Origin of the sequence: Leptospira tipperaryensis (assembly GCF_001729245.1) — a bacterium.
In the GTDB taxonomy this organism is placed as follows: domain Bacteria; phylum Spirochaetota; class Leptospiria; order Leptospirales; family Leptospiraceae; genus Leptospira; species Leptospira tipperaryensis.
In genome coordinates, this window is sequence record NZ_CP015217.1 from 115,370 (window position 1) to 131,053 (window position 15,684).

Annotated in this window: 14 protein-coding genes and 1 tRNA gene; 11 read left to right on the top strand and 4 right to left on the bottom strand. The window is 40.0% G+C overall.

Going from position 1 to position 15,684, the window contains the following annotated elements; translation table 11 throughout:
* Window positions 1–481 precede the first annotated feature (481 nt).
* Window positions 482–1,438 carry an LA_3696 family protein gene (locus tag A0128_RS00565; RefSeq protein WP_069605750.1) on the top strand — a complete coding sequence of 319 codons (957 nt, stop codon included), beginning with the start codon at window positions 482–484 and terminating at the stop codon, window positions 1,436–1,438.
* A gap of 360 nt (window positions 1,439–1,798) precedes the next feature.
* Here the strand turns inward: A0128_RS00565 and A0128_RS00570 are convergent.
* Window positions 1,799–1,882: transfer RNA gene (locus tag A0128_RS00570), tRNA-Leu, on the bottom strand.
* A gap of 117 nt (window positions 1,883–1,999) precedes the next feature.
* Here A0128_RS00570 and hisB point away from each other — a divergent pair.
* From hisB to A0128_RS00605, 7 genes are all read left to right on the top strand, one after another.
* Window positions 2,000–2,581 (top strand): imidazoleglycerol-phosphate dehydratase HisB, encoded by a 582-nt coding sequence (gene hisB / locus A0128_RS00575; RefSeq protein WP_069605751.1) that lies wholly within the window; start codon window positions 2,000–2,002, stop codon window positions 2,579–2,581.
* Window positions 2,578–3,210, top strand: coding sequence for an imidazole glycerol phosphate synthase subunit HisH (hisH, locus tag A0128_RS00580; protein WP_069605752.1), 633 nt, complete (start codon window positions 2,578–2,580; stop codon window positions 3,208–3,210). The genes hisB and hisH overlap by 4 nt, the downstream gene beginning before the upstream one ends.
* Window positions 3,207–3,932 carry a 1-(5-phosphoribosyl)-5-[(5-phosphoribosylamino)methylideneamino]imidazole-4-carboxamide isomerase gene (gene hisA / locus A0128_RS00585; protein WP_069605753.1) on the top strand — a complete coding sequence of 242 codons (726 nt, stop codon included), beginning with the start codon at window positions 3,207–3,209 and terminating at the stop codon, window positions 3,930–3,932. Before hisH ends, hisA begins: the two co-directional genes overlap by 4 nt.
* Before the next feature lie 94 nt (window positions 3,933–4,026).
* A complete protein-coding gene (locus tag A0128_RS00590; protein WP_069605754.1) occupies window positions 4,027–5,247 on the top strand; it encodes a vitamin K epoxide reductase/DsbA family protein in 1,221 nt (406 codons plus the stop codon).
* Window positions 5,248–5,263: 16 nt separating this feature from the next.
* A complete protein-coding gene (locus A0128_RS00595) occupies window positions 5,264–5,788 on the top strand; it encodes a hypothetical protein (RefSeq protein ID WP_069605755.1) in 525 nt (174 codons plus the stop codon).
* 6 nt (window positions 5,789–5,794) lie between these two features.
* Window positions 5,795–7,207: a PP2C family protein-serine/threonine phosphatase gene (locus tag A0128_RS00600; protein WP_069605756.1), complete on the top strand. Its 1,413-nt coding sequence runs from the start codon at window positions 5,795–5,797 to the stop codon at window positions 7,205–7,207.
* A 99-nt stretch (window positions 7,208–7,306) separates the two neighbouring features.
* Window positions 7,307–9,124, top strand: a complete 1,818-nt coding sequence (locus A0128_RS00605) for a DUF885 domain-containing protein (protein WP_069605757.1) — start codon at window positions 7,307–7,309, stop codon at window positions 9,122–9,124.
* A 7-nt stretch (window positions 9,125–9,131) separates the two neighbouring features.
* On the opposite strand, the gene thiD is transcribed toward A0128_RS00605, so the two are convergent.
* From thiD to A0128_RS00620, 3 genes are read right to left on the bottom strand one after another with little or no spacing between them, the layout of a single operon-like run.
* Window positions 9,132–9,941, bottom strand: a complete 810-nt coding sequence (gene thiD, locus A0128_RS00610) for a bifunctional hydroxymethylpyrimidine kinase/phosphomethylpyrimidine kinase (protein ID WP_069605758.1) — start codon at window positions 9,939–9,941, stop codon at window positions 9,132–9,134.
* Between the two features lie 48 nt (window positions 9,942–9,989).
* Window positions 9,990–10,364: an MGMT family protein gene (locus A0128_RS00615; RefSeq protein WP_069605759.1), complete on the bottom strand. Its 375-nt coding sequence runs from the start codon at window positions 10,362–10,364 to the stop codon at window positions 9,990–9,992.
* 47 nt (window positions 10,365–10,411) lie between these two features.
* A complete protein-coding gene (locus A0128_RS00620; protein ID WP_069605760.1) occupies window positions 10,412–12,214 on the bottom strand; it encodes a sensor histidine kinase in 1,803 nt (600 codons plus the stop codon).
* 18 nt (window positions 12,215–12,232) lie between these two features.
* Between A0128_RS00620 and rsgA the strand changes: the two genes are divergently transcribed.
* From rsgA to A0128_RS00635, 3 genes are all read left to right on the top strand, one after another.
* The gene (gene rsgA, locus A0128_RS00625) at window positions 12,233–13,189 is read left to right on the top strand and encodes a ribosome small subunit-dependent GTPase A (RefSeq protein ID WP_069605761.1); all 957 of its coding nucleotides are present in this window, start codon (window positions 12,233–12,235) and stop codon (window positions 13,187–13,189) included.
* Window positions 13,186–14,496, top strand: a complete 1,311-nt coding sequence (locus A0128_RS00630) for a hypothetical protein (RefSeq protein ID WP_069605762.1) — start codon at window positions 13,186–13,188, stop codon at window positions 14,494–14,496. The genes rsgA and A0128_RS00630 overlap by 4 nt, the downstream gene beginning before the upstream one ends.
* Window positions 14,497–14,628: 132 nt before the next feature.
* A complete protein-coding gene (locus tag A0128_RS00635) occupies window positions 14,629–15,558 on the top strand; it encodes a FecR family protein (RefSeq protein ID WP_069605763.1) in 930 nt (309 codons plus the stop codon).
* Window positions 15,559–15,684 lie beyond the last annotated feature (126 nt).

Here is a 15,684-nt window from a genome sequence, read left to right on the forward strand (position 1 = left end):
AATTCACGGGAGAAATTCAAGAAAAGTATTGAGTGAAAACTGAATTGTTCTCGTTTTCTCAGCCTAATCTTCCTTTTCATTCATTTAAGAATTTAAAGAAAAAAGTAGGATTTCCTATTTCAAGAATTTGATTCAGGCCTTAAAGGATAAGAACTTGATCTATTCATTTTATAAGGAGGAAAATCTGTTCTTCCAGAAAAGGCTTTGAATTTCTCTTTGGCTAAAATTTGTTACAAGGTCGGAAAAGAATTCTTAGTTTGCAAAGGTTGGTGCGATAAACTAAAGAATAGTATAGAATTCTAATTGAATCTTCCTAAGAATAGAATGGATCGAGCAATTTGAAAATTCTCCAGAAAAGATTCACTTTTTTTAAACTGAATTAAAAAATTTCGCCATTGGAAAACCCTCCTTTCGATTTCCGGAACCGTATTGTGGAGAAGGAAAAAATGAGCTTGAACTCAAAAGAAAGGAAGGTGCGAATATGGGAATGGATTTAATCCATAGAATTCCACGTAAGTTAGAAGAGCTTTTGGGTCCGGAAGGAACGGACCAATTTGTGGTTTTCTTAAACGATGCTTTTATGGCTTCCAAAACAACTACGCTCGAAACCTCCGTAAATCTATTTGAAACAACTTTTCATTCCGAGAGTAGAAATATATTTCTGAGCTTAGAAGCATTGAAAACAAGTGTTTCCGCAGAGCTTGAAAAATTACGTTATGAAATCAAAATCGAAGTTACGGACGTTCGAGGTGAAATTTTAAATTTCCGCGCTGAAGTAAAAGTTGAGATCGCAGAGTTAAGAACTGAAATGGCCGAGCTCAGATCTGAATTCAAAACAGATAGCGCCAATCTTCGTAAAGAAATTTCAGAACTCAGAGAAGAATTAAAGATCGAAATTGTGGAACTTCGATCTGAACTGAAATCTGAAATCATGGAATTACGAACGGAGTTAAAGACTGAAATTGCTGAAGTAAAAGCCGAATTGAAAGCAGAAATTGCAGATCTTAGAACGGAACTAAAATCAGAAATTGCAAATGTGAAGACAGACTTAGAAACGAAAATAAACGATCTTAGAACGGAATTAAAATCAGAAATTGCAAATGTGAAGACAGACTTAGAAACGAAAATAAATGATCTTAGAATAGGATTAAAAACGGAAATAAACGATCTTCGGACCGAAATGAGATCTGAGTTTGCAAATTTGAAATTTGAAATTGCGGAAGTTCGAAAAGACTTAAATATCAGCGTTTCCGGATTGAAAACTGAAATTGCCAATTTTCGAACCGAAGTGAAAACAGAAATCTCGGACGTTCGAATCGAATTACAAAAATCAATTGGCGATATTCATAAATCCATCGTTTTACAGACACGTTGGATTCTCGGGGGAATGTTGGGAGTCGCAACCCTTTCAGCGGCTTTGGGAAAAATTCTAAATTAATTAATTTTTGCCGAAGAAGGGACTCGCCCCTTCACAGTCTCGCATCGTGCTCGACTGAGTTCCGGGGCGTCTTTCTCGCGCACTCATCCATCCTGGATTCGTGTCGCGTTTTTCGCTTCTCACGGAAGCTCAAAACGCTCTCGCTCGAAAGCTTCGAGTCCATGTTGGATTGTTATTTTAATTTTGCCGAAGAAGGGACTCGCCCCTTCACAGTCTCGCGTCGTGCTCGACTGAGTTCCGGGGCGTCTTTCTCGCGCACTCATCCATCCTGGATTCGTGTCGCGTTTTTCGCTTCTCACGGAAGCTCAAAACGCTCTCGCTCGAAAGCTTCGAGTCCATGTTGGATTGTTATTTTAATTTTGCCGAAGAAGGGACTCGAACCCCCACGACCTTGCGATCGCTGGCACCTGAAGCCAGTGCGTCTACCAATTCCGCCACTTCGGCGAGGTGGAATGCAGCGAGAAACTGCTCTTACAATTTCGAGATGCTCGGCTTTTCCGTCATCCATTATTTTGGAATTCATTGACACGGAGGTCGTTCGGATTCTATGATCCAGGTAGAATGAAAGCAGAACGCAAAACCTCTGAAACTGAAATCAAATTGGAGATGAATCTCCGCGGAACCGGTAAGTATCGCTTTGATACGGAGATTCCTTTTTTCGAGCACATGCTTTCTCATATTTCCAAACACGGTTTGATTGATCTTGATCTCTGGTTGAGAGGAGATATTGAAATCGATTGTCATCACTCTGTGGAAGACACTGCAATTCTCATGGGAAGCACAATCCACAATCAACTCGGCGACAAGGCCGGTATTTTTAGATACGGGCATTTTACTCTTACTATGGACGAAGTCTTGACCACGGTTGCCGTGGATCTCGGTGGTCGTTACTTTTTCAAATATACCGGTCCTGAACTCACCGGAAAATTCGGAATTTATGATGCAGAGTTGTCTTTAGAATTCTTACAAAAACTCGCGCTCAACGCGAAGATGAATCTTCACGTAGTAGTTCACTACGGTGATAATAGACATCATATTCACGAATCGATCTTTAAGGCTTTGGGCAAGGCTCTTAGGATGGCGATCGCGCAAGATTCCGCTTCGGCAGGAGCGATTCCCTCTACAAAAGGAGTTTTGGAGTGATCGCTATTCTCGATTATGGAATGGGAAATATTCATTCTTGCATTAAAGCCGTTTCTCTTTATACAAAAGACTTTATATTTACCAACGATCGTGCTACGATTGAAAACTCGAAAGCGTTGATTCTTCCCGGCGACGGACATTTTGATAAAGCGATGGAGAATCTAAATGCGACCGGTCTTCGAGATACGATCGACAAACACGTTTCCTCAGGAAAACCTCTTTTCGGAATTTGTATCGGTTTTCAAATTCTCTTTGAATCTTCTGAAGAAATTGCACAAGGTTCGAAGAAGGATCAGATTGAAGGTTTGGGTTATATCAAAGGAAAGATTCGAAAATTTCACGGTAAGGATTTTAAAGTTCCTCATATCGGTTGGAATCGTCTTCAGTTTCGTAAGAAGGAAAAGAGTATTCTTCTGAAAGGAATTCCGGATCAGTCTTTCTTTTATTTTATTCATTCTTACAGACCGACGGACGCGGAAGGAAACGCTATCACCGGTCTCTGCGATTATTATCAGGAAAAGTTTCCTGCGGTTGTGGAAAAAAATAATATTTTCGGGACTCAGTTCCATCCCGAAAAATCTCATACTCACGGACTTAAACTTTTGGAGAATTTTATTCAATCTGTATGATCATCATTCCCGCCATAGATTTATTAGATAATTGTGCAGTTCGTTTGTTCAAAGGAAATTACGAAGAAAAGAAAATCTATTCTTCGGAACCTTGGAAACTCGCTGACGGTTTTAGTAAGAATGGAGCCTCTTTGCTTCACCTCGTCGATCTCAACGGCGCTAGAAATCAAATCGGTGTAAATGAACATTCTATCTTGAAGATTCGAGAAACCACCTCGCTGAAAGTTCAACTGGGTGGTGGAATCCGAGATAAAGAAAAATTAGAATACTATCATAAAATCGGGATCGATCGTTTCATAATCGGGACCGCCGCCGTAACCGATCCGGATCTTCTCAAATTTGCGCTCGAAACTTACGGAAAGGATCGAGTCGTAGTTGCCGTGGATGCAAGAGATGGAATCGTAAAAATCTCAGGTTGGGAAAAAGATTCCGGCGTCGATTACAGAGACCTAATGGATCGACTTGCAAAGGCAGGGATTGAGCACGTAGTTTTTACGGACATCGCGCAAGACGGGACTTTGGCCGGGCCAAATTTAGAAGCGTATCGTGAGATTCTCAACTCGTTTCCGTTTCAAGTCATAGCCTCCGGCGGAATTTCCTCTTTAAAAGATCTTATGGATCTTTCTTCCCTGGATACGAAAATTCCTCTCTATGGAGTGATTACGGGAAAGGCATTGTACGAAGGAAAATTAGATCTCGCTGAAGCGATTTCTTCACTCTAAGAAAGGAAACCGAAGAATCCATTTGGATTTTTCTTTTCATCTGGAAAGGAACCATACATAAAGGTAAATCGATCTTACAGGATCGGGGAAATTCATGAATCAATTATCTAAAAATAAAATTTCGATCATTCTCTCTGCTATAGGTTTGATCCTCTCCTTCCTTCTCATCCAAAAATACTATGGAGACCCGAGTTCCGTCGGAGAAGCTCTTTGCAACGCGATCAGCGAATCCGGTTCCTGTGACAAGGTTTCTGAAAGTTCCTTTTCCGCCATTCGCAACGTTCCCGGATTAGGCGATCTCCCGACCGCGCTTTTTGGTTTTATCTTTTATGGATTTGTGGGATTTCTTTTTGTCCTTTCCGAAATTAAAAAGGAAACCGCAGAAGCGAACCTTCGTCTCGCGTTTTATGTATTGCTCTTAGGTTTAGTCGCGGATGTGGGTTTGTTCATTATATCGGTCGGAGTGATCAAAGCGTTATGCGGTCTTTGTGCCGCGACCTACGTAGTGACGATCGCCTTGATTGTCGTAAACTATCCCGGTTTTAAATCGATCTCCGATAAATCCGTCTCCGCCGTAACCGGAAGTCTGAACGGAAACTTTCTAAATCTTTTAATCGTAATCTTATCTTTTTTTGTTCTCGGTCTCTACGGAGGACGAATTTCTACGGGCGGTGCGAGACTTGTTTCGGGTTCCGCTTCCGGTGAAAAAGCGATTCCACTTCTTTTAAAAGAATTTGAATCGACTCCAGCGGTTCAGATCGATCTAAAAGACACTCCGATTGTGGGAGATCCGAACGCGCCGATCACGATCGTCAAATACGCAGACTTTAACTGCGGTCATTGTATGCACACGAGTAAAATTCTTAAATCCTTTCTGAGCGAATACGACGGTATCATCAAGGTGGCTTATAAGAACTTTCCTTTGGATGGAAATTGCAATCGACTCGTTGGCAGAAAATCTCCCGAAGCCAGTTCTTGTGTCGCTGCGAGCGCGGCGCTTTGTGCGAATCAGCAGAGTAAATTCTATCCGGTTTATACCGGTCTTTATGAAGACAATGAAACCGGTGTGATGCATACGGTCGCAACCGTAAGTCGACTTGCTGAAAAAAACGGTCTTAAAATGGATCAATTCCGTTCTTGTATGAGTTCTCCAAAAATCAGAGATCAAATCAATCGAGAAGTTGACGAGGCGGAGAAATTAAAGATCAACTCGACCCCGACTCTGTTTATCAATAATAAGCCTCTTCCGAAAAGTGGAACTCCGGATGTAGACTTTTTGCGTCAATTGATCAATCAACTCATTAGTCAGAGCTGAACGACTTTCGGAAACGATGGAGACGGAGAAACGATTCTGCAGGAATTGCGGTACTCACATTTTAGCGGATTCAATACAATGTGTTTTCTGCGGGTCGTTTCAATCAAGAGAAGGAATTCCATTCTTTCGATTTCTTTCGGAAAGTAAGTTTTTTAGAATCAAGGTTCTCTATCCGGGAATGCCGATTTTAGGATTTTTACTTTTAGTATTGAGCGTCGTTCTTTGGAGAAAAATTCTTCCTCTTTCCCTACCGATTTTATTTTTTCTTTGGTCCTTGATTTTTTCAGTTTCGGGTTGGATCGGCGAATTGATCTTAGATATGAAATTTCACGGAGACGTGAAGGATTTTCGAGAGGGATTTATAGAATGGCAGAAACGTCTTTATGATCGCTCTCCGTATCTCTCCTATCTTGGAATGATTTTGTTTGTCGCCACTCCTCTGATTCAATGGCAAAACTCTCTTTGGTTTTCGCTGGCCTCCGCTAGTATTTGGACCGGGTTAGTTGCTTTCATTTTTTTAGTCATCTTTCCTCTGATTTAGAAATTTATGAATTTCTTTCATCTCAAAAAAACGTTTCGACTTCCGGTGACTTTCAACTGGATCTTGGGAGGATCGTTTGTTTCCGTTCTTTTTTCCATTCTCAAATTTTTTAATACGGAAGGATTGGAAAAGGTTTCCTATTCTGAATTGTTATTATTCTTAATCGTAAACGCCGGAACTGCCATTCCGATAAACTATCAACTGGCGAATGGTCGGTGGAATCTTCAAAAATGGATGAAGATTTCGTTTTATTTCTGGCATATTCCGATGCTTCTTTTCAACGCTTGGCTCACGGTCCAAGTTCCGGATTTTTTATTTGTTATGCTAACGGCTCTTTACGGGAGTTATCTCGCTCCTTTTGGAATGATGGAAAGGCGTTACTTTATTTTCGGCGCTTTGATCTATTCGTTATGTTTGTTCTTATTTTATTTTACCGGAATTGCAGGAACTTCGCCGATTCGTTTTAGCGATAGAACTCTGGTGATTTTCTTTTTTATTTTTGTCTTAACGATCCTTTTGTATTTTTATTGGATGAGCATAACCTCAGGATTCTTAAAATCACAAAGTTCAAAGGTTCAAAAACTCCTTCGATCTTCTAGAAAAGATAAACGCAAACTTTCCGAAGAAAGAAAAACAATCGAAGAATTGATGGCCCAGCTAAAGAAGTCCTTTGATATTATCAAAAAGGATTTATTAACCGCTAAAAGAATTCAGAAGAGTATGCTTCCTGCCGGTTTTGAAAAATATTCCGACTTGGATATTCGAGCGGAATATATCCCCAGAGACGAAGTCGGTGGCGATTTTTACGATATCACCCGTACTAACGAAGGTGTCTATCGTCTCTTTTTAGCGGATGCAACGGGACACGGAGTTCAGGGCGCGTTGATTACGATGGCGATCAAAGTTGGATACGAATTTTTAAAACAATCCGCAAAAAGACCCGGCGAAATATTAGAAATTTTGAATTCAGAATTTATCGAGAAATTTAAATCGTTAAACCTCTATTATACCTGTATTCTTGTGGATCTTGATTTAACCAAAGGTATTTTGCGCTATTCCTCCGCGGGTCATCCGGAACAAGTTCTAATGCAAAATTCCGAATTTCTAACACTTCCAAATATGGGAAGAATGATCGGACTTTCTTCCGCTTCCATTTACAAGGATAAGATTTTAAAGATTCATCCGGAAGATCGAATCCTACTTTTTTCAGACGGTCTTTTTGAAGTACCGAATTTACGCAAAGAATTCTATGGAGAAAAAAGACTCCATAATTTACTGAAAAGAGAAAAAGAAAAATCGTCTCAAGAACTCGTCGATATTATCTTAGAAGACGTAGAGAAATTCACGGATGGAAATGTTTTTCAGGACGATTTGACCGTTATTTCCCTAAGAATTTCCAAAGATTCTTCGATTCGATAAACGTTTTCATTTAGTGGGAAATAAGAATTTTACCGAAACCATTTCGAATTACAAAAATAGAATTTTCATTCTTTAGCGGATTTTGTATTTTGTCTCACTATGCCCAGTATAACAACGAGAAAGCGAATTCTTTTCGGTTTTCTATTCTTAGTTTTTCTTTCATCCACTTTTCTTTTACATACGATATTTTTTAAACCGCTTACGCTCGGTCTTTTTTATGAGAAGGTTTTCTGGGAGTCCGTTTTAGACGATCCGGAATATCTTACTTCTCTCGGCGTTCTTAATAATCTTGGAGTCGACGGGTATCAAAAGCGACTAACGGACATCTCGATTGAAAAACAAAAACAAGACTTAGAAAAAGCAAAGAAGAATTTAGAAGTTCTTCTTTCTTATGGAAAAGAAGGATTAGCGGATCAGGAATTACTTTCTTTTGAAATCTTGGAATGGTCTCTTCGTCTTCGAATTGCGGGAGAAAGATTTTTGTTTCATGATTATCCCGCAAATCAGTTATTCGGCGTTCAAAGTCAGATTCCGACTTTCTTAGCGACTCAACATCCGTTGAAATCTTCCAAGGATGTGGATAATTATATTCTTCGGTTGGGAGCCGTTCCTAAAAAAATAGATCAACTGATAGCGGGAATTCTACTTCGAGATAAGAATCTGATTCTACCGCCGGACTTTATTTTGGACCGTTTGATCTCCGAGGTTTCGGGATTTGTCTCCCTTCCCGCGAGGGAGAATATCCTCTACGTCGCCTTTGAAAAAAAACTGAGAAAAATCGATTCTATCTCAAAGGAAAAACAAGATCTCTATTTAATTCAAGTTCAGAATTCTATCGTTACTCAAATTTTTCCGGCATATTCCAAATTGCTAAACTTATTTAACGAACAGAAAAAACATTCCGACTCGAGGGCCGGAGTTTGGAAACTTCCGGACGGAGATCAATACTATTCTCACGAGTTAAAAAAACATACTACAACGGATTTGAGTCCGGAAGAAATTCACAATATAGGTCTTTCCGAAGTATCGCGAATTCAGACCGAAATGAAGACCATTCTAAAAGGACTCGGTAAGAATCAACCGATTCCCGCGGCGATGGCGGCTCTTCGAAAAGAACCCCAATTCTTATTTCCGGATTCGGAAGAAGGGAAACTTCAAGCCTTAGAGGAATATAAGAAAATTCTAAAGGACGGTGAAGAAAAGACCAGACCTCTTTTCCGAAAAATGCCCGAAGGCAAAGTTGAAGTGGAAAGAATTCCGGTTTTTAAAGAGAAGACCGCGCCGGGCGCCTATTACGACGAACCGGCTCTGGACGGATCCAGACCTGGAATTTTTTACGCCAATCTCAGGGACACGAAAGAGATCCCTAAATTCGGAATGCGAACTCTTACGTATCACGAAGCGATTCCGGGGCATCATTTGCAGATCGCTATCATGCAAGAATTAAAAGGTCTTCCCCGTTTTAGAAATACGATTACATTTACGGCGTACGTTGAAGGTTGGGCCTTGTATGCGGAACGTCTTGCAAAGGACTATCATTTCTTTCAAGATCCTTATTCCGATCTCGGAAGATTGCAAGCTGAACTGTTTCGGGCTGTTCGTTTGGTAGTGGATACCGGATTACACTACAAACGTTGGACTCGAGAAGAAGCGATTTCTTATATGATGGAAAATACGGGAATGGCGCCGAAGGACGTAACCGCAGAGATCGAAAGATATATCGTTTATCCAGGCCAGGCGTGTTCTTATAAACTTGGAATGTTGAAAATTTTAGAACTCAGGGAAAAGGTTAGAGAAAACAAAAAAGAAAAGTTCGATATCCGTGAATTTCATTCAGTCGTTTTGGACAGCGGTTCTTTACCTCTTACGATCCTTGAGAATTTAGTAAAAGAGAAATTGTTAAGCGAAAAAAAATAAACCGAAGTCACTTTGAAATCGTTGGCGTGTGATTCAGTGTTTTATCTTTTCCGGCGATATAAGCCTGTTCTATCGCGGCATGAAGGTATTCCTTTGCCTTACGGATCGATTCTATTAAGGAATTCCCCAATGCCAAGTAAGAAGTGATCGCTGAAGAATACGTGCATCCCGTTCCATGCGGATAAAATCCGCTCACGAACGGTTTTTCAAAGGAATAAATTTTATTTCCGTCATAGAGAATATCCAGAGCGATTGTTTCGTTTTGAAGATGTCCTCCCTTTAAAAGAACGGGAACTCTAAATTTTTCAAAAATTTCTTTTGCAAGGTCAGGCATTTCTGAGCTACTTTTGATTTTTCTTCCCGAAAGAATTTCTGCTTCGTCTAGATTCGGAGTAATGAGTTCGGCGATCGGAATCAAGCGATTCAATAGAGCGTCGATTGCAGAGTCTTGTAAAAGTTTTGCTCCGCTCGTTGCAACCATCACCGGATCGATCACCAAGAAAAACGGATCCTTTTTTTTACGGTCCGATAAAAGAGAATGGGTTCGTTCGATGATTGCGGTCGAAAACAACATTCCTGTTTTGATTGCCTTAACTGGAAAATAGTCCATCACGGCACAAATTTGTTTTTCTAGAAAGTCGGAATCTACTTCCAAAATTCCTGTGACGCCCGATGGATTTTGCGCGGTTAAACAAGTGATTGCTGAAGTTCCAAAAGTGCCTATGGCCGTAAACGTTTTCAGATCGGCTTGAATTCCGGCTCCACCTCCGGAATCGGATCCGGCGATCGTAAGAGTAACAGGTTTGATTTTGTTCATAGATAAGTTTCTTAGATAATTTTGGACAAGTTCGAAAATAAAAAAACTCTATTTTCTTTTTTTACGCGGAGTCGAGTTTTGAATTAAGCTCGGCCATCCGTATATATTCAGATCAACGGTTTCACTCGCGTTGAATTTTACGCCTTCGTCTTCTAATATTTTTTTTTGAAGAATCGAACGTCCCGTATCTCCCCGAAAAGAAATTTTTCCCTGGCTATTGATCACTCTTTGCCAAGGAATTTTTTGTTCCTGACTTTTGGAAAGCGCGTTGAGGGCATAACCGACTGCACGAGCGGCCCTAGGTTTTCCTAAAAGGGCCGCGATCCTTCCATAAGAAGTGACTTTTCCTTTCGGAACTTTTTTCACCAAGGTGTAGACTTCTTTAAAAAATGAAATCTCTTGAATGTCTTTTTCTTTTTTCACGTTATGCGTTGTTTGAGTTTTGCTTTTGAAAGGAGTTCTATAAAAATCTAAGTTGCGACAAGTTCCGGGTTTACCGGTAGTTCTACTCGAAAGGTTGTTTTTCCGGGAACCGAGGTTAAGGTGATTTTGCCTTTGTGTTTTTCTACGATTCCTTTTACGATTCCCAATCCGAGCCCGGTTCCTTCACCCTGATCCTTTGTAGTAAAGAAAGGATCCCAAATTCGATCTTGAATTTTAGAAGGAATTCCTGGGCCATTGTCTTCGATTTGAACGATTACGAAATCGCCGGATTGAAATACGGAAATTTCGATTCTTCCGTTACCCTTGAGCGCCTGAACTGCATTTTGAATAAGATTGGTCCAAACCTGATTTAATTCATCCGGATTGCACACAACCATAGGAATATCCGAAAAATTTCGAACTACCTCGATTCCGTATTTAACCTGATTATGAAGAATCACTAATGTCGTATCCAGACCCTCGATGATGTTCGCGGGCGATAAAGTTTTAGATTGATCCAAGTGAGAATACGACTTCAGAGCTTTTACGATCCTGACCACGTTCCGAATCGCGTAACGAATATTTTTGATATTGCGATTGATATGGGTCGCATTTTTGAGCATCAAATAGCCGCGATCGTCGTCGTCCATGATCACTCTGTAGATATATTTTCTTTCCTCTCCGATTTGATTCTCAATGATAAAATTGGAAAGTTCCGCCGAGATTGCATCGCTAAAATTCATTTGTTTCATTTCTTCACGAAGCTGATTTTTTAAACGAAACTTTTCTCTCGAATCCAAATCGGAACTTTTTTTATTTCTTAAAAGATGAAGAAGCGCCAGTTCAAAATTCCTTCTTAGGGTTTTGTTTTCTGCGAGCAGAACAATGTCGAAAATATTTCGCACAAGATAATTCATGTTTTGATCCAGATTGTCTGCTGCTCCGTTGATTACTCCCGCGGGGGTGTTGATCTCATGTGCAATTCCCGCAACCATGATACCGAGTGAAGCCATTTTTTCTGACATGATCAATTGAGATTGTGCATTCTCAAGTTCTCGAGTTCGAATTCGAACCTTTTCTTCGAGTGTTTCCGTCAACTCGATTAGGCGCTCGTAAAAAATCGCATTCGACAAGGACATAACGGAGACCGCGCGGATATCGTTTAGTTTTTCAATTTCTTGCGACGTGTATTTTTTTTGATTTTTTCTTTCTGCTAAAACGATCATTCCCAATAAACTTTTATTCAAGATCAGCGGGACCACGAGTTCGGCTTCGGTTGTTGTGAAGAAAATTTCTGCGGAGTTTCGAATTTTACTCAAATAAGGATCGGTTTCGAATTCTTTAAAATTATAAATCTTATCGTTTTCGGTAACCCAGAGTAGAAAGGGATCAAAGATAAAAAATTGTATTTCACCTGAGTCCGGAAACGGAGCAAATTTCCCCATTTCCTCTTTCCATAAGAAGATCGTAACTTTTTTTGTCGGAATAACGGTCTGAATGAACTTTAGAATTTTTTCACATACCAGTTCGGTAAGATTGGTGGCTATCAGATCGTTCTTAAATTGATCTAAGACGGAAAGATACTTTACGATCTCCACGTTGGAGGATTGGAGAAAAGGAAAAATTCTTCCTAAGAATTTTCCGGAAATTCTTCTTAAAATTCGAATGGAAAGAATGTAGATTAAAAATCCAAGAAGCGCTCCGGGAATGAGAGTTAAGAATATTCTAAGAATTTCGAAAGAAAAGAAATGGAATGACTGCAAAATTAGGACAGAGATAAGCTGAAAACCAGCTATCAAGAGAATCAAATAGATAATCGGCCCTAAGGCGTTGAGTCGGCGGGTAGGCATAGAAAACGCGTAAGAATCATGTTCGATCAGGATAAATCAGTCAAAGAGTTTTTTACCATTTCTCGTGTTTACGGGGCTTACTACGAAATTTATTCACCGGAACGAGGAACCGTAAGGGCTTTTCTAAGAGGAAAGTTGCGTACGATTGCCGCGGAAGAACGACATCCCTTTGTCGTCGGTGATCGGATTCTCGCAGAACCGTCTTCCGGTCAGGACTGGGTGATTTCAGAAAGAATGGAAAGAAAATCTTTCCTAACAAGAAAAAGCCGGGAAGGTGATACACAAGTTCTTTGTGCAAACGCGGATCAAACAGCGGTCTTAGTTTCTCTCAAATCTCCCGAAACAAAGGACGGATTTATCGATCGTTGTCTCGCGGCGGTCTTTACGTCACGGACAAAACCTCTCATTCTATTCACAAAATTAGATTTAGTTTCCGATCAAGAAGCCGAAGTTCGTCTTAAAGTGTATCGAGATTTAGGTTATCAAGTTCTTGGAGTTTCTTGCACGACGAGCGAAGGAATTCCGGAATTGCAGGAATATCTAAAGGGAAAAGCCACGTTCTTAGTTGGAAATTCGGGAGTTGGCAAGTCTACTCTGCTCAATCTACTGACTCAAAAACAAATTCAGAAAACGTCCGGAATCAGCGTCTCCAAGGACAAAGGAAAACATACGACTACCAATTCTCTTTTGATTGCGTTGAACGACGGAACCACGCTGATCGATTCTCCCGGAATCAAAGAATGGGGAATTCTTCATCTAAAAAAAGAAGAAATAATGGAGAGTTTTCCTGAACTCTTTAGTCAAAAAAAGAATTGTGAAGAATCAAATTGTTGCATACTTTCATCCAATTGCGCGATGATCCAAGCATTAGAAAGTGATCGTATTACCTTAGAAAGAAAGAAAAGTCTCGAATCTATGCTTGCAAGTCTTGATAATCCCCATAGAGTCACACGGAGAGATAGAATTTCAAAATGAAAGTGTCCCATTCTAGCATTGAGTTTGATTCGATCGAAGATCTCATCGATTTTACGAAAGAATTTGAAACCGGATCTATGATTCGTTTTCTTTCCCCGATTGAAGACAATGCCGGAAACGTACTCGTAAAAGAAGAAGTTCAAGTAAAAGAATCGGCCCTTGCTCGTTTGAAAGACATCAAAGGTCAATACAATCCTAAATTCGACGTTAAGCTAAACAAAGAACTCTTAGAACAAATTCAGAACATTCTCGCGATTAAAGTTGTGGATCAACTGAAAGTTTCAGAAATGAAATTCTTAAAATTCATGTATGGGAATTCCATTTACAATTACAAAGGAATCATTCGTAATTCTTTAAATTCAAAAAAGACGGTTCTTACTCTTTTAAAAGCCTATATCCAAAATGTAAACTTTTTCAAATATATCAGCGAGTTGGGACTTTTATCTCTCGGAATCGTGATGATACCGGATACGATGAAATTTCGTTTGTTGCGGAGATATGCGTTCACTGCGGGAATTCTTATGGATATCCCTCGAATCAACGTTGATAAATATACAAAACTTCCTTCCGAAGACGGTGAAAAGATCCGGATCGCAAAAAAGTGTTCCGATATATTACAAAAATTAGATCTTCAAGAATTCATGTATCCGGCGATCGCAAGCCACATGCCTTTGGGGATGATCGAAAATCCGGATAAGCCGATTTCTATCGAAAAGTTGGGTCATCCAGAAAACCCGGATGAAACCTTTTTGGACGGAATTCTTTCAGACGACGGGGAAAGTGATAGCAATCAATCTTCTAACCGAGAGGACGCGATCCCGGAAAAGGCTTACGATTTTTTTCAAGCGCTACTTACCGATACTCTAAAACTCGCGCGATACATCGCCAACATCAGTCATAACGCATCCGATAAGGATTATGTAATGGAAGAATTGGTTTATTACATTGCATACAATACTTCTCGGAAATACTTCGACGAGTTACTTGCAAATCCTTTGGTTTCTATCTTTAAAGAATTCGAAACGAATGTAAAAAGACTGAGAAAGATCGCCGAAGTAGAAATGAAATGTGTTTATCCTCCGTCTGCTTGGGCCTATCCGAAACCGAAATCCAGTCAGGTCCTTTGTAAAAATAAGGTCTGGGGTTGTCCGAACATCGTAATGGGCTGGGATATCCACGTCATTACGGCACAAGAAGCCTTCGGTTGGGTGGGAACAAGTCTTCCCGTTGACAATTATCCAAAATGCAAACTCGAAGAAGAATTGGATGATATTTCAATCGAACCTGAAAAACCAAAGAAAAAGTAGTTTAGAAGCCGATTTGTTCTCAATTTTCATGGAAATTAGTTATATCTGTGGTATAACTAATTCTAAATTCTTGCAATTTTTTCCTTGTAAGTCTGTTAGTAAAGATGCATCCTTTTAATGTTCGGGGGTAATATGAAACGTTCTCTATTAATAACGATTAGCTACGGTCTTTTGGCGTTGCTGATGGCGTGTAGCACAAATAAATCTTCCGGTAGTGATCAGGTAAAAACTGAATCCGAAGCCGCAGTCGCAAGAATCGTATGGGTTCTTGGAGATGTAAAAATTCTTTCCGATGCCGGAGAGAAAAAAGCGGAGTTAGGCGTAGCCCTTGCCGCGACTGATCGTGTTGTTACGGGATCAAACGGCGGCGCTGAAATCATGGTAGCAGAAAGCGGCATTATCAAAATGTCTAAGAATTCTGATATTGAAATTTCTAATCTTATGAATCCGAACGGATCCGATACCAATGTTCAAGTGAACTATGGAAAAATCGTAACGATGGTAAAAAAAGGTCAGAAGAATACCGAATTTACGGTTTCAACTCCGACCGCTCTTGCCGGCGTGCGCGGGACTTCTTTCTTAACTTCAGTAGAAAGTCCTGAAGGATCCAAAGTCAATTGTGCAAAAGAAAGTTGCACGGTTCGTTTTGCGGTTATCGAAGGAAGTATTGCGGTTTCTAAAAAAGGAGAATCTTCGGAAGTCATCCTTAGCAAAAATCGCGAACTTAGAATCGAAAAAAATCAAAAACTCACTGATAAGCTGATTCGTTCTTTGCAAAAAGATTCTTTAACTGAAATGAAAGAACTGATCGTTCTTCATAAGAATGAAACTTTTGAATACGGAAAACTCGTAGAAGAATTGAAATCTTCCAGCGAAGAACTTAAAATCCTGAGCCAATCCGGTTCTGTGGAAGAAGTGAAAGCCGAGTTTCAAAAACGAGAGGCTACTCGTAACAATGCAGATGAAGTGACCAAAACCGCAAAAGCCGTGAACGAGACCAAATACGTTCAACAAGATGTACAAAAGGAAAAGTTGAAGTTAAATCCAAAAGAAACCTTTTAGGTTTTCAACTTACCCTGAATTAGGTGCAAAGCCGGGGAAAATTCCCCGGTTTTTTTATTTTTAATCCGTTCTCCGAAAATTACGGATGATCCCTTCCATGAAAGTTTTTATACTGGATTTCTCATT

Bases quoted from the DNA above. Each gene is read 5' to 3' on its own strand.
- A0128_RS00565 (WP_069605750.1), top strand. From the start codon at position 482: ATGGGAATGGATTTAATCCATAGAATTCCACGTAAGTTAGAAGAGCTT.
- hisB (WP_069605751.1), top strand. From the start codon at position 2,000: ATGAAAGCAGAACGCAAAACCTCTGAAACTGAAATCAAATTGGAGATG.
- hisA (WP_069605753.1), top strand. From the start codon at position 3,207: ATGATCATCATTCCCGCCATAGATTTATTAGATAATTGTGCAGTTCGT.
- A0128_RS00590 (WP_069605754.1), top strand. From the start codon at position 4,027: ATGAATCAATTATCTAAAAATAAAATTTCGATCATTCTCTCTGCTATA.
- A0128_RS00595 (WP_069605755.1), top strand. From the start codon at position 5,264: ATGGAGACGGAGAAACGATTCTGCAGGAATTGCGGTACTCACATTTTA.
- A0128_RS00600 (WP_069605756.1), top strand. From the start codon at position 5,795: ATGAATTTCTTTCATCTCAAAAAAACGTTTCGACTTCCGGTGACTTTC.
- A0128_RS00605 (WP_069605757.1), top strand. From the start codon at position 7,307: ATGCCCAGTATAACAACGAGAAAGCGAATTCTTTTCGGTTTTCTATTC.
- thiD (WP_069605758.1), bottom strand. From the start codon at position 9,941: ATGAACAAAATCAAACCTGTTACTCTTACGATCGCCGGATCCGATTCC.
- A0128_RS00620 (WP_069605760.1), bottom strand. From the start codon at position 12,214: ATGCCTACCCGCCGACTCAACGCCTTAGGGCCGATTATCTATTTGATT.
- rsgA (WP_069605761.1), top strand. From the start codon at position 12,233: ATGTTCGATCAGGATAAATCAGTCAAAGAGTTTTTTACCATTTCTCGT.
- A0128_RS00630 (WP_069605762.1), top strand. From the start codon at position 13,186: ATGAAAGTGTCCCATTCTAGCATTGAGTTTGATTCGATCGAAGATCTC.
- A0128_RS00635 (WP_069605763.1), top strand. From the start codon at position 14,629: ATGAAACGTTCTCTATTAATAACGATTAGCTACGGTCTTTTGGCGTTG.